Raw genomic sequence first — 16024 nt, forward strand, 5'->3', positions numbered from 1 at the left:
GAACCAATGGGATCAACGATCCAGTGCCTGCATGGTCGCCAGCAATGCGTGGCGGAACCGCGTCAGCGACACCGGCGCCACGTCGGCTCGTGCCAGCTGCCGCTGCAGCAAAGCTGTCTGCGTCGACAGTGTAGTGGCGCCACAGAATCCGCATGACGAGCGCAGCCGGTGCAGACGTTCGCCGAAATCGGCGCGGTCCGCGCTGATCTGATCCAGTCCCCGTTCCAGCACGGCCAACTCTTCGCGAAGCAGCAAGCGCAGTGCGCGCATCGTGGTGGCGTCGCCAGTTGTCATCATCGCGGCGCCATCGTCGAGTATCGCCATGCCGCTGCGATCGGATAGTGTCAGCACACGCTGCAGATCAGTCAGTCGACAGGGCTTGAGCAGTATTTCACTGAAGCCGGCGGCGAGCAGCGGCATGCGATCGCCCGGCGCCAGTTCGGCGGTGGTAGCCACGGCTGTGCTGTCAGCGGAGCGGGCGTGCGAGTCTTCACGGAGCTGGGTCAGGATGTCCAGCGCGCCCGCGCCGGGCATCCTGCAATCCAGCAGGAGCAGGTCGAAGCTCTCGGCCTGCGCCCGTTCCAATGCTGTCAGACCATTTGTACAGGCTTCGGTGCGCGCCCCCATGGAGCGCAATCCATCACAGAGAAAGCGGCAGCTGCTGGGATCGTCGTCTGCCACCAGCACCCGTAAATGGGTGGTTTGCCATGAATTGGCTGCACTATCGATGGCAGGAACAGCATGGGTCGGCGAGTCGATCGGGTTGCGCTGCATGACGAAATCCATATCGTTCATCTGAGTTTGGCAGAATGGCGCGGTATGCGTTCGACATCAAGTCATCTTTTTCTGTACTGCATTCTCCTGCTCGGTTTGTCGTGGGTGACGCCGGCGTGGGCGGACATGGCATTGACCGCCAAGGCGATCAGCGTGCCCGGTGTTCGGTTGCAGTCGGTGACGATGCGCATTGGCGACGACGGCAGCGGTGGACTGCACCTGCAACTGCACTCGGCGCAGGCGGATATCCCCGTAATGGGGTGGCATCGGTTGGGCCTGATCCTGGACGGCGGCCTGCACCGCGACGAACACCTGAGCTGGATCTTTGATGGCGGCGTGCAGCTGGTGGGCGCGCCCGGCGGTGCGTTGAGCAAAGCGCATGCGACCATGCTGCTCAGCGAAGAGGCCAATACCCTGCAAGTCGATATCACCCAGAGCAAGGCGCAGGCCAGTGCGGCGCTGCCGCTGGATCAGCTCAGCCACGTGCAGATCAGCCTGAAAAATTTGCCCGTCGGCTGGTTGCAAGGGTTGCTCAGCACGGTCTGGTCGGGGCATCCCACTGGCGGCCGGCTGGATGCCGAGCTGGCGCTGGACATGCGCGACATCGGTTTGCAATCGTCGGGGCAGCTCACTCTCAACGAAGCGGGTTTTGATACGCCGAGCGGAACGCTGGCTGCACAACAACTCAGTGGCAATGGCCAGTTCGATCTCGACACGACCGATGGACCGGCACAGATCGATCTGGAAGCCAGTCTGCACGGCGGTGACTTGCTGCTCGGGCCCATCTTCGCCAAGTTGCCCAGTCATCCCGTATCGCTTGGGTTGCATGCCACTGCGCAGAGCGGCGCGATCGCACTTAGCCATCTGCGACTGGATGACCCCGACGCGCTGCAGCTTGAGGGTGCGCTGACCTTCGATGCCAAGGGTGTGCCGAAAGCACTGAACATGGACCGTTTCCACGCCAGTTTCCCCGCTGCTTACCAGCGTTACGGTGAAGCGTGGCTGGCAACCATGGGTTTGCGCAATCTCACCAGTGCCGGGCAGCTGAGCGGCAGCATGGATATGGGGGTCGATGGTCCGCATGCGTTTGCGTTCAACACCGATAATCTGGATCTGGCCGACGCCAACGGTCGCGTGGCGATCAGAGGTCTGCGCGGCGGACTGGATTGGGCCATGCAGGGCGATCGGCCAGCGACCACGCTGAGCTGGAGCGGCCTGCAGTTTTACCGGATACCCAACGGTGCCGCGCAGTCGCACTGGCAAAGTCGCGACGGTCTGCTGAGCCTGCAAAAGCCGCTGGAAGTGCCGATGCTGAAAGGCCAGCTGCGGGTTGGTCAGTTGGACTGGCGTCCCGCGGCGGCGAAGGGCCAGCGCCTGACCACGTCACTGGTGCTGCTTGGCATTGACATCAGTGCCTTCAGTCACGCGATGGGTTGGCCGGCGTTTCCCGGCACGCTGGCGGGAGCGATTCCCTCGCTTCGTTGGGTCGATGATCGGATCGAATTGCAGGGTGGCCTGTCTGCGAGTCTGTTCGGCGGCTTTGTCGATATCACCCGGCTGTCGCTGCAGCAGCCGTTTGGGCCAAGTCCGGCATTGAGTGGCGATATGAGCCTGCGCCAGCTTGATCTGGGTGCCATGACCAGCGTGTTCGATTTCGGCAGCATCACGGGGCGCATGGATGGCTCGATCAAGAATCTGCAGTTGGTCGACTGGAAACCGGTGGCGTTCAAGGCCAGCCTGTTGGCAGGTAGCGGTGGGCGTATCAGCCAGCGTGCGGTCAACAATCTGACTACGGTCGGTGGTGGCGGTATCGCGGCGGGTCTGCAGGGCGCTGTGCTGAAGTTGTTCAAGACCTTCGGCTACAAGCGCATCGGGCTCAGCTGCACCTTGCAAGCCTCGGTCTGCCAGATGGGCGGGCTGGAGTCCGGTGCCGACAGCTACACTATTCTCGAAGGCAGCGGCCTGCCGCGTTTGCAGGTGATCGGCCATCAGGCCCAGGTCGATTGGCCGACGCTGGTGGACAGACTGCAGGCGGCCATGAACGGTACGGCTCCGCAGGTGCGCTGACCGGTTTCGCACTGACTATTTTGCTATCTCATTGTTGGAGTTCCAAATGCGCAAGCTCGTCCTCGGCTTACTGGTTACGCTCGCCATCGCGCTGGTCGGCTGCGTCACCATCAACGTGTATTTCCCCGAGGCAGCGGCGCAGAAAGCGGCGGACCAATTCATTGGCAACGTGATCGACAACGCCGGCCCGGCGAAGCCTGTGCCGAAGGATCCATCGCAGGCAACGGAAAGCAGCAGCCAGCATCCATCGGCGATGCTGCTTGATCTGTTGATTTCCACCGCTGCGGCTGCCGATGTACCCAATATCCGTATCCAGACGGCGGCCACTGAAGCGATCAGTGGCCGCATGCGCGATCGCTTCCAGGGGGCGCTCGGCGCCTTGCTCGACAGCGGCGCCGTGGGCTTCACCCGCGACGGCATGGTGGCAATGCGTGATGCTGCCAAGGTGCCGCTGAGCCAGCGCGCAGAGGCCACGGCCACGGTTGCCGATGAGAACCGCGACCGCAGCGCGCTGTATCGCGAAGTGGCCAGCGCCAACAATCATCCGGAATGGGAGCCACAGATCCAGGCGACTTTCGCCAAGGGCTGGATCGACCGCGCCAAAGCTGGTTGGTACGTCCAGAATGACGTCGGTGCCTGGCAGCAGAAGTGAGAGCCTGTTTAAGAAGCTGTTTAAAAACCTACTGCGCTCGGTATTTAAACAGCTTCTAGGGTCTGCGATTAACAGCATGCCGGCGCACGGTGGCGCAATCGATCTGTGATAATCGGCGGTTACCGTGTCATCCATCCATCGATACGTCCGATCCACTGCTTAGATTGATTGCCTATGTCCCGATCCAACTCCGTGCCAGCGACGCCGTTTGAAGCCGTGATCACCGACCTAAGCCACGATGGTCGTGGCGTGACACGGGTAGATGGCAAGGCGGTCTTTGTCAGCGGTGCGCTGCTGGACGAACACGTGTTGCTGCGCCTGCGCAAACGCCATCGGCATTTCGATGAGGCCGAAGTGGTCGAGCTGATCACCCGCTCGCCGCACCGGGTGGAGCCGCGCTGCCGGCACTTTGGCGAATGCAGCGGCTGCTCTCTGCAGCACCTGGACGCCGACTCGCAGATCGCGACCAAGCAGCGCGTGCTGACCGAGAATTTCGAGCGCATCGGCAAGGTCACGCCACAAGTGTGGCTGCCGCCGCTGACCGACCAGTCATGGGGCTACCGCCGCAAGGGCCGGCTCTCGGTGCGCAACGTGGTGAAGAAGGGCCGCGTGCTGGTCGGCTTTCGCGAAGAGGAAAACCCGCGCTTCGTCGCTGATATCCAACAATGCGAAGTGATGCATCCGGCGCTTGGCCCGAAGATCGGCCTGCTGGCCGACTTGCTGAACGGTATGGACGCGGCCAGCGATATTCCGCAGATCGAATTCGCTGTCGGCGACGACACCATGGCGCTGGTGTTTCGGCATATGCAGCCGCTCGGTGCTTCGGACCTTGCCGCGCTCACCGCGTTTGGCCAGCAGCATGATCTGGCCATCTATCTTCAACCCGGCGGCAACAGTAGCGTGCATCCGTTGTGGCCGGAAAACCCGCGCTTGGCCTTCCGCATTCCCAGCGGCGATACGCAGATCGATGACGTGGAGCTGGAATTCCAGCCGCTCGATTTCGTCCAGGTCAATGCCGGCATGAACGTGCGGATGATGGCGCGCACGATGGAACTGCTCGATCCGCAGCCGACCGATCGCGTGCTCGACTTGTTCTGTGGCTTGGGTAATTTCACCCTGCCGATTGCCCGTCGCGTGGGGGAAGTGGTCGGCGTGGAAGGCGAGCACGGGCTGGTCGAACGGGCGGCGGAGAACGCCGCGCGCAATGGCATCGGCAACGCGCGCTTCCAAGTGGCCAACCTGTTCGAGGATCAGCGCAGCGCCGACTGGGCGCGTCAGCCCTGGGACAAAATGCTGCTCGATCCGCCACGCGCGGGCGCCGACAAGGTGCTGGAATACCTGCCACACAAGCAGACTCGACGCATCGTCTACGTGTCCTGTCATCCTGCGTCACTGGCGCGAGATGCCGGCATCCTGGTGAACCAGCATGGTTTTACCTTGAAGTCCGCCGGCGTGATGGACATGTTTCCACACACCTCGCACGTCGAATCCATCGCGTTGTTTGAGAGGTAGACGGTGGGAGTTGAGATTGAACGAAAATTCCTCTTGCGCGACGACAGCTGGCGCGCTGGCATCTCGCGCAGCGAGACGATTGCACAGGGTTATCTGATCGGTGCGCAGGCCTTGCGCGACGGTTCGGCGCGTTCCTCCGTACGTGCACGCGTCGCGGGTGACAAGGCCTGGTTGAACATCAAGGCTGCCGTCGCGGGCATCGAGCGGGCGGAGTTCGAGTACGCCATCCCGCTAGCCGATGCGCAGGCGCTGCTGGCCACGCTGTGCGATGGCGTAGTGGAAAAGATCCGGCACCACGTGCACGTCGGCAATGCATTGTTCGAGGTCGATGAATTTCTCGGTGAGAACGAAGGCCTTGTCGTCGCCGAGATTGAGTTGCCGGCCATCGACGCGTCATTTCCGCATCCGGTATGGCTCGGTGCGGAAGTGAGCGCGCTAAAGCGCTACTACAACGTCAACCTGATCGCCCATCCGTACCGGCAGTGGTCGCCGGTCGAACGCGCTGCCGAGGACGCCACATGCTGATGATTGGTGTCGCCGGCTTGGAGCTGGCCGAACACGAAAAGCCCTGGCTGACGGCACGGGGTGTCGTCGGCGTGCTGCTGTTTGCGCGCAACTATGCCAGTCGCGAACAGCTGGTCGCGCTCTGCGATGCGATCCGTGAGACCGGCGGTGACGAGTTATTGATCGCGGTCGATCAGGAGGGCGGCCCGGTGCAGCGCTTCCGCGACGGTTTCAGCCGCTTGCCCGCGTTGGCGAGCATTGGAGAGGTCTACGATCGCGATCCCGTGGAGGCGGTACGACTGGCCGAGGAACATGCCTGGGTGATGGCCAGCGAGTTACGTGCGAGTGGTGTGGATTTCAGTTTTGCGCCGGTGGTCGACTTGGCGCGCGGCAACGCAGCGATCGGTTTGCGCGCGTTCCACGCCGATCCGGTCATTACCGCCGAGCTAGCACAGGCTTATGTACGTGGCATGCATCTAGGAGGCATGGCGGCCGTGCTCAAACATTTCCCCGGGCACGGCTCAGTCGCCGCCGATACGCACAAGGCGCAAGCGATCGATCCGCGCGACCTGGATACGATTCGTCGCGACGATCTGCTGCCGTTCGCCGAATGCATCGAGGCCAAAGTCGAGGCGGTGATGATGGCCCACGTCACCTATCCAGCCGTGGATGCACAGCCCGCCGGCTATTCGCGCGTGTGGATTGAGCAGATCCTGCGCGGTGAGCTGGGTTTTGCCGGCGCGGTAATCAGCGACGACATCAGCATGGCGGCTGCCGGTGCGGCTGGCAGCGTGGGTGAGCGCGTACAAGCCCATCTCGATGCCGGCTGCGACCTGGTGCTGGCCTGTTTCCCCCATGTGGTGGAGCAGGCGATTGCCGCAGTGCAGAACCAAATAACTTTACCCGCGGCCGCTGCATCGATGCCGCCACAGCTCGCGGCCTTGCGCGGTGCCATCGGCGCCAGCTGGGCTGGCCTTCTCAACAATCCGCAGCGCGATCGTTTCGTCGCGCGCATCACGGCGCTGAACGCCGATCGGGGAAATGCATGAATACGCCCACACCATCGCTCGCTGACGCCCTGGTCGGCGCTGACCTGCTGCACGACCGCAGCGAGATCGACGCTGTCATCGCCGAGATGGGGCATCGGATCGATGTCGCCTTGAATGGCGAACGTGCCGTGTTTCTCACTGTCATGCACGGAGCTCTGATCTTCGCTGGACAGCTGGCGTTAGCTATCCGCACCGATCTCGAATTCGACTACGTGCACGCGACTCGCTACCGCGGTGAAACCACCGGCAGCGAGCTGCACTGGCTGCGTGAGCCGCAGGTATCCCTGGTCGATCGCGTGGTGTTGCTGGTCGACGACATTCTTGACGAAGGCCATACGCTGAAGGCCGTGCGTGACGACTGTTACCAGCGGGGTGCCAAACGTGTGCTTATCGTCAGCCTCTGCACCAAACGGCATGATCGCCTGGCTGAAGGCATCACCGCGGACTTCCATGGCATCGAATTGCCCGACCGCTACGTATTCGGTTTCGGCATGGATTACCACGAACAAGGGCGCAACTTGCCGGCCATCTATGCATTGAAGGAGGGCTAAGCATGAGCGCAATCGATCTCGCTGTCATCGGCGGCAGTGGCTTGTACAACTTTCCGGGCCTGGAAAACACCGAGCGCCATTCGGTGGACACGCCTTATGGTCCGGCGTCGGGTGACGTGGTGATCGGCGATTTCGCCGGCAAGCGTGTCGCGTTTCTTGCGCGTCACGGCGAGAGCCACAGTCTGCCGCCGCATCGGGTGAATTACCGTGCCAACCTATGGGCATTGCATAGCCTCGGCGCGCGTCAGGTCATTGGCGTGAACGCGGTGGGTGGCATCCGTGTGGACATGGGGCCGCGCGTGATCGTGGTGCCTGACCAGATCATCGATTACACGCACGGGCGTTACACCAGCTTCTGCGATGTCGAGGGCGCTGAGGTGAAGCACATCGATTTCAGTGAGCCGTATACGGAGTCGCTGCGTCAGACTTTGCTGGCAGCGGCCGGCAAGGCCGGTATCGCGGTGATCGCCAGCGGCTGCTACGGCGCCACGCAAGGACCACGGCTGGAAACTCGTGCCGAGATCGCCCGCATGAAGCGCGACGGCTGCGATCTGGTGGGCATGACCGGCATGCCAGAGGCGTCGCTGGCACGCGAGCTGTCGCTTGAGTACGCATGCCTGGCGCTGGTGGCCAATTTTGCGGCCGGATGCGGTGACGAGGCGGAAATCAGTATCGATGAAATCTTTGCACATCTGGCTGCTGCCACGGCGGAGGTGCCGCGCATCCTCGCAGCGCTGCTGCAAACTGAGGGTGCCGTCACGACCTAGAAGCTTGTCGGACTTTAGCTGGCCGCACTGCAAATCCGACCGTGCGGTCCATATTTCCGTCGACTCTTGGCCCATAGCACCACTATGCGCCGGCGAATCGCCAAAAATCTGTCCTCGCACGGCCGAATTTTCGCCTCGACCGCCAAAGCCCGACAGGCTCCTAGGGTATTTTCCTAGTCGCTGGATATTGCGTTGATGCCGGTCATGTTGATATTTTTCGACCTGTCGGGGCGGCGAACCAGGGGAGATATGGTGGTTCAGCGCGCACCTGGCGCACCCAATCCATGATCCAGAGGTTCACGCAATGCGTTTCGGTACGGTCAAGTGGTTTAACGACGCCAAAGGTTTCGGTTTCATCGCGCCTGAGGACGGTGGGGATGACGTTTTCGTCCATTTTTCGGCCATCAATACCAAGGGCTTTCGCAGCCTGCAGGAAGGCCAACGCGTGCAGTTCGAAGTGACCCAAGGTCCGAAGGGTGCCCAGGCTTCTGCTGTCGAGGCGGCAGCCTGATCTGACGTCTGTGTTGTGACGCATAAAAGAACCCCGCACACTACGCGGGGTTTTTTTATTTTCCGTTGATGGAGCTTTGCATGACCGGTCGCAGAAACTTCCTGAAGGCGTCGCTGCTTGGCGTATCGGCTTCGGCGCTTGCGTGGGGCAGCAAGCTGGCGGCGAACCAGGCCGCTGCAGCACAGCCGTTTTCCGGCGCACGCGTGGTGTCGACCTGGGATTTCGGTGTGACGGCGAATCAGGCGGCATGGACGGTGCTTGGTAAGGGCGGTCATGCACTGGATGCGGTCGAAACTGGCGTGCAGGTGCCAGAGTCCGATTTGAAGAACCACAGCGTCGGCAAGGCCGGCTATCCGGATCGCGATGGCCACGTCACCCTCGATGCGAGCATCATGGATGCCGATGGTAACTGTGGCGCAGTCGCTGCGATCGAACATATCGAACATCCCATTTGCGTGGCGCGGATGGTGATGGAGCGCACGCCGCATGTGCTGCTGGTGGGTGAGGGCGCGCTGCAGTTTGCGCTGGAGCAGGGTTTCAAAAAGCAGGAGCTGCTGACACCGGAATCCGAAAAGGCTTGGCACGAATGGCTGAAGACGGCGCGTTACAAACCATCGATCAACAGCGAGGTGCAGGACTACGGCCGCACCGGTAATAACAGCAAAACGGGCATGCCCGGCGGCGCCGGTAACCACGACACCATCGGCATGCTCGCCATCGACGCGCAGGGCCGGCTGGCCGGTGCCTGCACCACCAGTGGCATGGCATGGAAACTGCGCGGCCGCGTCGGCGACAGTCCGATCATCGGCGCCGGCCTGTACGTGGATGGTGAGGTCGGCGCAGCGACCTCCACCGGCGTCGGCGAGGAAGTGATTCGCAATGCTGGCAGTTTCCTCGTCGTTGAACTGATGCGTCAGGGACGCTCGCCGCAGGACGCCTGCCGCGAGGCAGTGATGCGCATCATCCGCCGTCGGCCGACCATGACGAAGGATCTGCAGGTCGGCTTTCTGGCCATGAACAAGCATGGCCAGGTCGGCGCCTGGGCAATCCAGCACGGCTTCTCCTACGCCGTGTGCGATGCCAAGAAGCAGGACGGCCTGATTCCGTCGCAAAGCGTCTACACGACGAGCAATTCATGATACTGGAGATCGCTGCGAACTCCGTCGCCTCCGCGCTGGCAGCGCAGGAGGGTGGAGCAGGGCGCATTGAGCTTTGCACGGCGCTGGAGCTGGGCGGCCTTACGCCATCGTCGGCGCAGATTACATTGGCACGCGAACAGCTCACGATCCCGCTATATGTGCTGATCCGCCCGCGTGCTGGCGATTTTCTCTACAGCGATCTTGAATGCGAAACCATGTTGCGCGACATCGAAGCCTGCGTCAGGGCGGGTTGCGATGGTGTTGTACTCGGTGTGCTCGATGCCGGCGGTCAAGTCGACATGCCGCGCTGTCGTTCGCTGATTTCAGCAGCAGGCGACTCGGGCGTGACCTTCCATCGGGCGTTCGACCTCACGCGCGATCCGCTATCGGCATTGGAGGACGTGATCGCACTCGGCTGCGAGCGTGTACTGACTTCGGGCGCACAGGCCAGTGCGATCGAGGGAGCGACGTTGATTCGTCAACTGGTCGAGTTATCGGCTGCTCGCATTGCCGTGATGCCAGGCGCTGGGGTGAGTGCCCGGAATATCGGCGAGCTGCTGGCGGTCACCGGTGCCCGCGAATTTCATGCGTCGGCTAAATGCCAGCACCCCTCCGCCATGCAATGGCAACCGCCGTTGCTGACCGATATGCAGGATGGTGAGTGGCGCAGCGATGTCGAGCAGATACGCACCATCGTTGCGGCGCTGGGCAGCGCGTTTGAAGCGCGCAGCAGGGCGTCCGCAGTTTGAAGACGCCGTTTCGCCGTGAAATAATTAGCCGCTGATTTCATGCGTGCCGATATTCTGGTGAACATATCCGGCATCATTGGAGCATCTGTAAAAGGATAGGCGCAATGAAAGGAATTCGTTTACTTGCGATCACCGTGGCATGGGCGCTCGCGTTAATGGTTGCATCGACACCCTTTAAATGAATCTCCGTCAACCCATCGCGCGTTCAGTTTGCTAATGCATCGTCAGAGGCAGATACCACGTCAATCAAAGTAGCTGCGAGACGAACACAGCAGTTACGCCATGAATAAGTGGCAATCCGAACCATAAGAGCTTGATAGCCATTCCTACATCCCCACATGCCCATGTGGGCGCACCTTCGGGTTGTAAAGAGACATCGCTATCGGTGGTCTCGACCCCAGATTGGTTGTTCAGCTCGTTCAATTCGTTCGACCCGCGTGCCTGCTGTGATCTCTCCATGACGTTTGTGGGCATCAAAATTGAAATGACTCACGCAATGTCGAGTCGGATCAGCTGCCATCGCCATCGGCACTGGTGCCGATTGTGGTCAGCGAGATCGTTACCAGTGCTGCTGTTTCACACCGCCGGTCAGAGCAAGAGGACATGCGAGCCATAGGCGCCATGGCATCGGCCTCCTTAGCAAGTTTTAACTCGGTTGCCCGCGAAGGCCTTTCATCCGGTCCTGCTTTCGGAATATTTCTCCGGCAAGCCGGACTTGCTTATCTATGAGTTAGCGTGCTTGGTATGCCTAAAAGGTTAACGACGTGAGTGCATTAAGTCTTGTGCACCAACTACCGTTTAGCGCCGTGCGACATAAAAAAGCCCCGCATTGCGGGGCTTTTTTGTTCTTGCTACAGCAACATCACCCGCCGCTTTTCTTCAACCATGCATCGATGGCCGGTAGGCGCTTTTCGCGAATCATCATGCGATAACGGATGCCGGCGACGACGGTGTCGGCGACGCGGCGCGAGCCGATAGCGATGTGTGCTTTTGCATACGCCTCGATCTTGCCGATCATCGCTGGATCGATCGATGCGCCGCCCAGGCCCGGGTAGTAGCGGCTGCTGGAGGTGGAGTCGACCAGTTTGTCGACCTGGGTGCGATGGGCCACAGCGAAGTCAAAGGCCAGGTCCGGGTGGTGGCGTGAGACGCCGGAGATCATGCCTGCGCTGGTGGTGGCGCCAGGTTCGGGCGTGAGGGCGAGATCCAGGGCGCGCTTGGCCAGGGTTTCGTCCTCACTGGTCGATAGCAGACTGTAGAGTTCGTCCTTGATCAGCGGCGTGGTCTCGGCCTTGGCCTGGGTGTGCAGCTTGTCCCAGGTGGTGGCATCGGCGTGACTGGCCACGACGTAGAGGATGGACTTGCGCAGCTCCGCCGGCATGGTGTCCGGATGGGCGTAGTAGTCACGTGCCTTGGCAATCACGTCCGGGTCGCCCAGCTGCGACAGCGTGCTGATGAGTTCGGTGCGCAGGATCTTGGTCGGACCGCTTTCGCCAGCCTTCAAGGTCCAGCCGACGCGGGCAAACTCCGGTGACAAGCGTGCAATGGCGAACTTGCGCAACACAGCCTGACGCGCGTCATCGCCCTTGTAGTAGTTATCCAGTCCCGACAACACGCCGGCGACTTCTTCCCACATTTCCGGGCTGGCATCAGCGGGTACGCGCTGGGCGAGATCAAGTACGTCGGAGGCTGGCTGCAGACCCGCCATGCCCAGCGCCCAGGTGTCACTCATCAAGCCCAGCTCGTCGATCTCAGGCAACTTGGTGAAGGACTGGCTCAGCGCACTGAACGCTGTCGGTGAATAGAGCGTTCGGTAATAACCGCTTTGGCCGGCATTGACCACCACTGGACCACAGCCGGGGACCTTGAGGTTGCCGTGACCGTCCACTACCAGAGTTGTCACCGATGTGCGGCCAATGGACTGGGCGATCACCGGGACGTGCCAGCGCAGGGGCTTCTTGTCGGGGCGGTCGCGGGTGAATTCGCCCTGGCTCAGGGATAGCGTGGTGTCGCCGCCCTGGCAGCTCTCGGCATCGATGGCGATCAGCGGAATGCCCGGCTGCAGGGTGAAGTCGTGCGCAATGGCGGTGATTGGCTTGTCGCCGGTGGCATCGATGGCCCTCCACAAATCATCGGACACCGTGTTTCCATAGGCGTGGGCCTTGATATAGCGCTGCACACCGGCGCGCCAGGCGTCTTCGCCCACGTAGCCTTCGAGCATGGTGATGACTGCTTCACCCTTGGAGTAGGTGATGGTGTCGAAGGCCTGACTAGCCTGCTCGACGGTCGCGATGTGCTGCACGATGGGATGCGTAGTGGCGATTGCGTCGCGCAACATCGCGCTTTCCCGCACGTCGACGGCATCCAGCTTGGTGTTCCATTCGGGATGTAGCTTTTCGGTGGTGCGGCTGGCCATCCACGAGGCAAAGCCCTCGTTGAGCCACAGGTCGTCCCACCAGCGCATGGTCACCAGATCGCCAAACCACTGGTGTGCCATCTCGTGCGCCGCGGTACCAAACACTTCCTGTTTGTCCGATTGCGTGGCGATGGCCGGATCCAGCAGCAGGCTGTACTCGAAGGTGAAGATGGCGCCCCAGTTTTCCATCGCGCTGAAGAACTGGCTTTGGCCCGGTGCGGCGATGTTATCCAGCTTGGGTAGTGGAAACGGCACGCCGAAATACTGGTTGTATTCGTGCAGCACGTCCTTCGCCGACTTGAGCGCGAAGTCGGCCTGGCCGACGGCGCCTTTCTGCGCGATCACGCCGATCTCGGTGCCGTCGGAGGAAGTGGTTGCGCGATCAAACTGGCCAAGACCGAAGAACAGTAGGTAGGTGGACATCTTCGGTGACGGCTGGAAAGTGACGCGGCTCATGCCGTTGGCCAGCTTGGTGGTCGATGCGGCGGGCATATTGCTCACCGCCATCTCGTCGGACGGCACGGTGACATCGAGGTTGAAGGTGGCCTTGTAGGCTGGCTCATCCCACGACGGAATGAAGCGGCGCGCATCGGAGTTCTCGAACTGCGTGTACAGCGCGCGCTGCTTGCCGGCCTTGGTGTCATAGTCCAGCGCGAACAGGCCGTTGGCCTGGGTGCCGATTTTGCCGGTGTAAGTCATCGCCAGCTTGTAGCTGCCCGCGGCCACCGGCTTGGCGAAGGTAAAAGTCGCCGTCTGCGTCTGGGCGTCCACCGTTACCTTCGGTGTGGCCACCGGCTTGTCGTCGACCGAGCTCAGAGTCGCCTTGGAGAACGCCATGTCGATGGCATTGAGGGTGATGCTGGGCGTCGGCTTCTGCACATTGACGGTGATGGTGACCTGGCCATCGAAGTTCATCGAAGCCGCATGCGGCACGATGGACACGTCGTAATGGCTTGGCACCACGCCGCGCGGCAGCTGGGTTGGCGCCAGAGCGTTGGCCGTCGTCGTTGGAGCCGCCATGCCGCCAAGGCTGGTGCCAGCCAATGCCAGCGCAATACCCGATACCAGTAACCGTCGCATATAAGGTCTTTCCATGACTATCTCCCGTGTAAACCAATCATGTTGGAGGGGATATGACCCGCCTGACACTGCCGGAAGTCACGGCTAGAAATGGGTCGGGTTCATTTATTTCAAGGTAGAAGGGTCGGTGATAAATAAACCGACCCCTTTTTTGATCATGGCTTAGTCATGACTTCAAGACCGGGCTTTTCGAGGTCCTTCAGGCCACAAACTGCAGTCGCGCCAGCTCAGCGTACAGCCCGCCTTCGGCGAGCAGATTTTCGTGGGTGCCTTGCGCCACGATGCGGCCACCATCCATCACCACGATACGGTCGGCGCGTTTGACGGTAGCAAGGCGATGGGCGATGACCAGCGTGGTGCGGCCTTTTTCCAGCCGTTCCAGCGCCTGCTGGATAGCCGCCTCGGATTGCGCATCGAGTGCCGAGGTTGCTTCGTCCAGCAACAGCAGCGGTGCGTCGCGCAGGATGGCGCGGGCGATCGCAATGCGCTGGCGCTGTCCGCCGGACAGGCGCACACCGCGTTCACCCAAGGCGGCATCGTAGCCATCGCCGATCGCACTGATGAACTCATGCGCTTCGGCTGCACGCGCCGCTTCGCGCACCTCGGTATCACTGGCCGTCTGGCGGCCGAAGCGGATGTTGTCCGCGGCACTGCCGCCGAAAATCACCGTTTCCTGCGGCACTAATGCGATAGCGCCGCGCAGTTCAGGCAGTGCCAGTTGTCGCAGGTCTATGCCGTCCAGCGTGATACGGCCGGACTGCGGATCGTAGAAACGCAGCAGTAGCGCCAGCACGGTGCTTTTGCCGGCGCCGGACGGGCCAACCAGAGCTACCGTTTCACCGGGCTGGATGGTCAGATCAAAGTCGTGCAGTGCAGGGGCATCGGGGCGCGTGGGGTAGTTAAATGCCACATGCTCGAACCGCAGCGCAGCGCGAATCGGGCGGGGCAGGTTGATCGGTTGTGCCGGGCTGGCGACGTCTGCCTTTTCATTGAACAGCTCACCAATGCGTCCCATGGCGCCGGCGGCGCGCAGCACGTCGCCCCAGACCTCGCTGAGGCCTGCGACCGCCCCAGCGGCTAAAATCGCGTAGACCACAAATTGGCCGAGCACACCGGGATCGAGAGTTTTAGCCATCACTTCGCGCGCGCCCACCCACAGCACCAAAGTGATCGCGCCAAATATCAACACAATCACCGCGGCGGTGAGTAATGAACGCATGCCGATGCGCTCGCGTGCAGTGCTCAACGCACGCCGAATCGCGCTGCTGTAGCGCTCGCTCTCGATGTCTTCACGTGAATACGCTTTTACCGCTGGTGCGGCGTTGAGCGTCTCATTGGCAATGGCGGCGGCATCAGCGAGACGGTCCTGGCTGGCACGTGAGAGCTTTTGCACGCGCCGGCCGAAGATAAGAATCGGTAGCATTACTGCGGGAATAACCAAGGCTGTAAGGCCGGCAAGCTTCGGGCTGGTCCATGTCATCGCGACGATGCAGCCCACCAGCATGACAGCGCTGCGCAAAGAAACCGAGATACCCGAACCGATCAGTGCTTGCACTACTTCAGTATCTGTACCCAATCGCGAGATCAGTTCGCCGACGCGGCTGCGCTCAAAAAAGCCGACGTCCAGTCGGATGACATGGGTGTAGAGTTTCTCGCGTAGCGAAGCCAGCGCCCGCTCGCCGAGCAGAGCGATGCAGAAATAACGTGCTGCAGTGGCCACGGCCAGCACGAGGGACACGCCGAACAAGCCAAGGAAAGTGGCATTGATGACGACCATGCTTGAGTTGCCGAAACCCCGATCGATCATCTGCCGCAGTGCCATCGGCAATACCAGCGTCGCACCTGAAGACAACCCCAGAAACACCAGCCAGCCGATCGCCAGTGCGCGATGCGGTTTGAGGAATGGCCAGAGCAGGCGCAATGCGCCGATTTGGCGAACGGAGCGGGGTTTGTCGTTGGCGGAATCGCTCATGAGTTCTCGCAGAGTGGATCGATGATGCGCGGCGCGGTCTCGCCAGGCAGCGAAACTTTGTACCGAACGTGGACATTGCCATTGAAGGTGGGGCGTCTGGTCGCCGATTCAATCCAGTCGCCTGGCCGCGCTTCGCTCGTGGCTGATGTCGACGATGCGCGCCTGCACCTCGGCAACTCGGTTTTCTGGCAATTGCTGTTGCAGCTGGACGCCATCGGCGTCAAAACTTTCCGCTGTCGATATCTGCTTGCCACTCCTTTCCGCGTGCTTTGAACAACGTC

At 61.4% G+C, this 16024-nt stretch carries 14 protein-coding genes; 11 read left to right on the top strand and 3 right to left on the bottom strand.

Going from position 1 to position 16024, the window contains the following annotated elements; translation table 11 throughout:
• Positions 1 to 12 precede the first annotated feature (12 nt).
• Complete coding sequence (locus tag HDE80_RS07090; RefSeq protein WP_184669265.1) at positions 13 to 774, bottom strand: response regulator; 762 nt, start codon at positions 772 to 774, stop codon at positions 13 to 15.
• A gap of 45 nt (positions 775 to 819) precedes the next feature.
• On the opposite strand from HDE80_RS07090, the gene HDE80_RS07095 reads away from it, so the two are divergent.
• The 10 genes from HDE80_RS07095 to HDE80_RS07140 all read left to right on the top strand — a co-directional run bounded on the left by HDE80_RS07095 (position 820) and on the right by HDE80_RS07140 (position 10275).
• The gene (locus HDE80_RS07095; protein WP_184669266.1) at positions 820 to 2841 is read left to right on the top strand and encodes a hypothetical protein; all 2022 of its coding nucleotides are present in this window, start codon (positions 820 to 822) and stop codon (positions 2839 to 2841) included.
• 46 nt (positions 2842 to 2887) lie between these two features.
• Positions 2888 to 3493 (top strand): YdbL family protein, encoded by a 606-nt coding sequence (locus HDE80_RS07100; RefSeq protein WP_184669267.1) that lies wholly within the window; start codon positions 2888 to 2890, stop codon positions 3491 to 3493.
• Positions 3494 to 3667: 174 nt separating this feature from the next.
• Positions 3668 to 5005 (top strand): 23S rRNA (uracil(1939)-C(5))-methyltransferase RlmD, encoded by a 1338-nt coding sequence (gene rlmD / locus HDE80_RS07105; RefSeq protein ID WP_184669271.1) that lies wholly within the window; start codon positions 3668 to 3670, stop codon positions 5003 to 5005.
• Positions 5006 to 5008: 3 nt separating this feature from the next.
• Entirely contained in the window at positions 5009 to 5530 is a 522-nt protein-coding gene (locus HDE80_RS07110; RefSeq protein WP_184669274.1) for a CYTH domain-containing protein, read from the top strand.
• Complete coding sequence (gene nagZ, locus HDE80_RS07115; protein WP_184669276.1) at positions 5524 to 6558, top strand: beta-N-acetylhexosaminidase; 1035 nt, start codon at positions 5524 to 5526, stop codon at positions 6556 to 6558. The genes HDE80_RS07110 and nagZ overlap by 7 nt, the downstream gene beginning before the upstream one ends.
• Positions 6555 to 7109 carry a hypoxanthine-guanine phosphoribosyltransferase gene (locus tag HDE80_RS07120; protein WP_184669278.1) on the top strand — a complete coding sequence of 185 codons (555 nt, stop codon included), beginning with the start codon at positions 6555 to 6557 and terminating at the stop codon, positions 7107 to 7109. The genes nagZ and HDE80_RS07120 overlap by 4 nt, the downstream gene beginning before the upstream one ends.
• A gap of 2 nt (positions 7110 to 7111) precedes the next feature.
• On the top strand, positions 7112 to 7876 hold the full coding sequence (locus HDE80_RS07125; RefSeq protein ID WP_184669280.1) for an S-methyl-5'-thioinosine phosphorylase: 765 nt from the start codon (positions 7112 to 7114) through the stop codon (positions 7874 to 7876).
• 304 nt (positions 7877 to 8180) lie between these two features.
• Positions 8181 to 8387, top strand: coding sequence for a cold-shock protein (locus tag HDE80_RS07130; protein ID WP_179476822.1), 207 nt, complete (start codon positions 8181 to 8183; stop codon positions 8385 to 8387).
• Between the two features lie 80 nt (positions 8388 to 8467).
• On the top strand, positions 8468 to 9526 hold the full coding sequence (locus HDE80_RS07135) for a N(4)-(beta-N-acetylglucosaminyl)-L-asparaginase (protein ID WP_184669282.1): 1059 nt from the start codon (positions 8468 to 8470) through the stop codon (positions 9524 to 9526).
• Positions 9523 to 10275, top strand: a complete 753-nt coding sequence (locus HDE80_RS07140) for a copper homeostasis protein CutC (RefSeq protein ID WP_184669285.1) — start codon at positions 9523 to 9525, stop codon at positions 10273 to 10275. Before HDE80_RS07135 ends, HDE80_RS07140 begins: the two co-directional genes overlap by 4 nt.
• A gap of 862 nt (positions 10276 to 11137) precedes the next feature.
• Here HDE80_RS07140 and HDE80_RS07145 read toward each other — a convergent pair.
• Together HDE80_RS07145 and HDE80_RS07150 are read right to left on the bottom strand one after the other, a co-directional pair.
• Positions 11138 to 13771 (bottom strand): M1 family metallopeptidase, encoded by a 2634-nt coding sequence (locus tag HDE80_RS07145; RefSeq protein ID WP_184669914.1) that lies wholly within the window; start codon positions 13769 to 13771, stop codon positions 11138 to 11140.
• A 199-nt stretch (positions 13772 to 13970) separates the two neighbouring features.
• Positions 13971 to 15743, bottom strand: coding sequence for an ABC transporter transmembrane domain-containing protein (locus HDE80_RS07150; protein ID WP_184669293.1), 1773 nt, complete (start codon positions 15741 to 15743; stop codon positions 13971 to 13973).
• Between the two features lie 24 nt (positions 15744 to 15767).
• Between HDE80_RS07150 and HDE80_RS07155 the strand changes: the two genes are divergently transcribed.
• Positions 15768 to 16016: a hypothetical protein gene (locus tag HDE80_RS07155; RefSeq protein WP_184669296.1), complete on the top strand. Its 249-nt coding sequence runs from the start codon at positions 15768 to 15770 to the stop codon at positions 16014 to 16016.
• Positions 16017 to 16024: the final 8 nt, after the last annotated feature.

This window comes from Rhodanobacter sp. A1T4 (genome assembly GCF_014207185.1).
Classification (GTDB): domain Bacteria; phylum Pseudomonadota; class Gammaproteobacteria; order Xanthomonadales; family Rhodanobacteraceae; genus Rhodanobacter.

What these genes read in the sequence shown, in the direction of transcription:
- HDE80_RS07090 (WP_184669265.1), bottom strand. Translation starts at nt 774, where the DNA reads ATGCAGCGCAACCCGATCGACTCGCCGACCCATGCTGTTCCTGCCATC.
- HDE80_RS07095 (WP_184669266.1), top strand. Translation starts at nt 820, where the DNA reads ATGCGTTCGACATCAAGTCATCTTTTTCTGTACTGCATTCTCCTGCTC.
- HDE80_RS07100 (WP_184669267.1), top strand. Translation starts at nt 2,888, where the DNA reads ATGCGCAAGCTCGTCCTCGGCTTACTGGTTACGCTCGCCATCGCGCTG.
- rlmD (WP_184669271.1), top strand. Translation starts at nt 3,668, where the DNA reads ATGTCCCGATCCAACTCCGTGCCAGCGACGCCGTTTGAAGCCGTGATC.
- nagZ (WP_184669276.1), top strand. Translation starts at nt 5,524, where the DNA reads ATGCTGATGATTGGTGTCGCCGGCTTGGAGCTGGCCGAACACGAAAAG.
- HDE80_RS07120 (WP_184669278.1), top strand. Translation starts at nt 6,555, where the DNA reads ATGAATACGCCCACACCATCGCTCGCTGACGCCCTGGTCGGCGCTGAC.
- HDE80_RS07125 (WP_184669280.1), top strand. Translation starts at nt 7,112, where the DNA reads ATGAGCGCAATCGATCTCGCTGTCATCGGCGGCAGTGGCTTGTACAAC.
- HDE80_RS07130 (WP_179476822.1), top strand. Translation starts at nt 8,181, where the DNA reads ATGCGTTTCGGTACGGTCAAGTGGTTTAACGACGCCAAAGGTTTCGGT.
- HDE80_RS07135 (WP_184669282.1), top strand. Translation starts at nt 8,468, where the DNA reads ATGACCGGTCGCAGAAACTTCCTGAAGGCGTCGCTGCTTGGCGTATCG.
- HDE80_RS07140 (WP_184669285.1), top strand. Translation starts at nt 9,523, where the DNA reads ATGATACTGGAGATCGCTGCGAACTCCGTCGCCTCCGCGCTGGCAGCG.
- HDE80_RS07145 (WP_184669914.1), bottom strand. Translation starts at nt 13,771, where the DNA reads ATGCGACGGTTACTGGTATCGGGTATTGCGCTGGCATTGGCTGGCACC.
- HDE80_RS07150 (WP_184669293.1), bottom strand. Translation starts at nt 15,743, where the DNA reads ATGAGCGATTCCGCCAACGACAAACCCCGCTCCGTTCGCCAAATCGGC.
- HDE80_RS07155 (WP_184669296.1), top strand. Translation starts at nt 15,768, where the DNA reads ATGCGCGGCGCGGTCTCGCCAGGCAGCGAAACTTTGTACCGAACGTGG.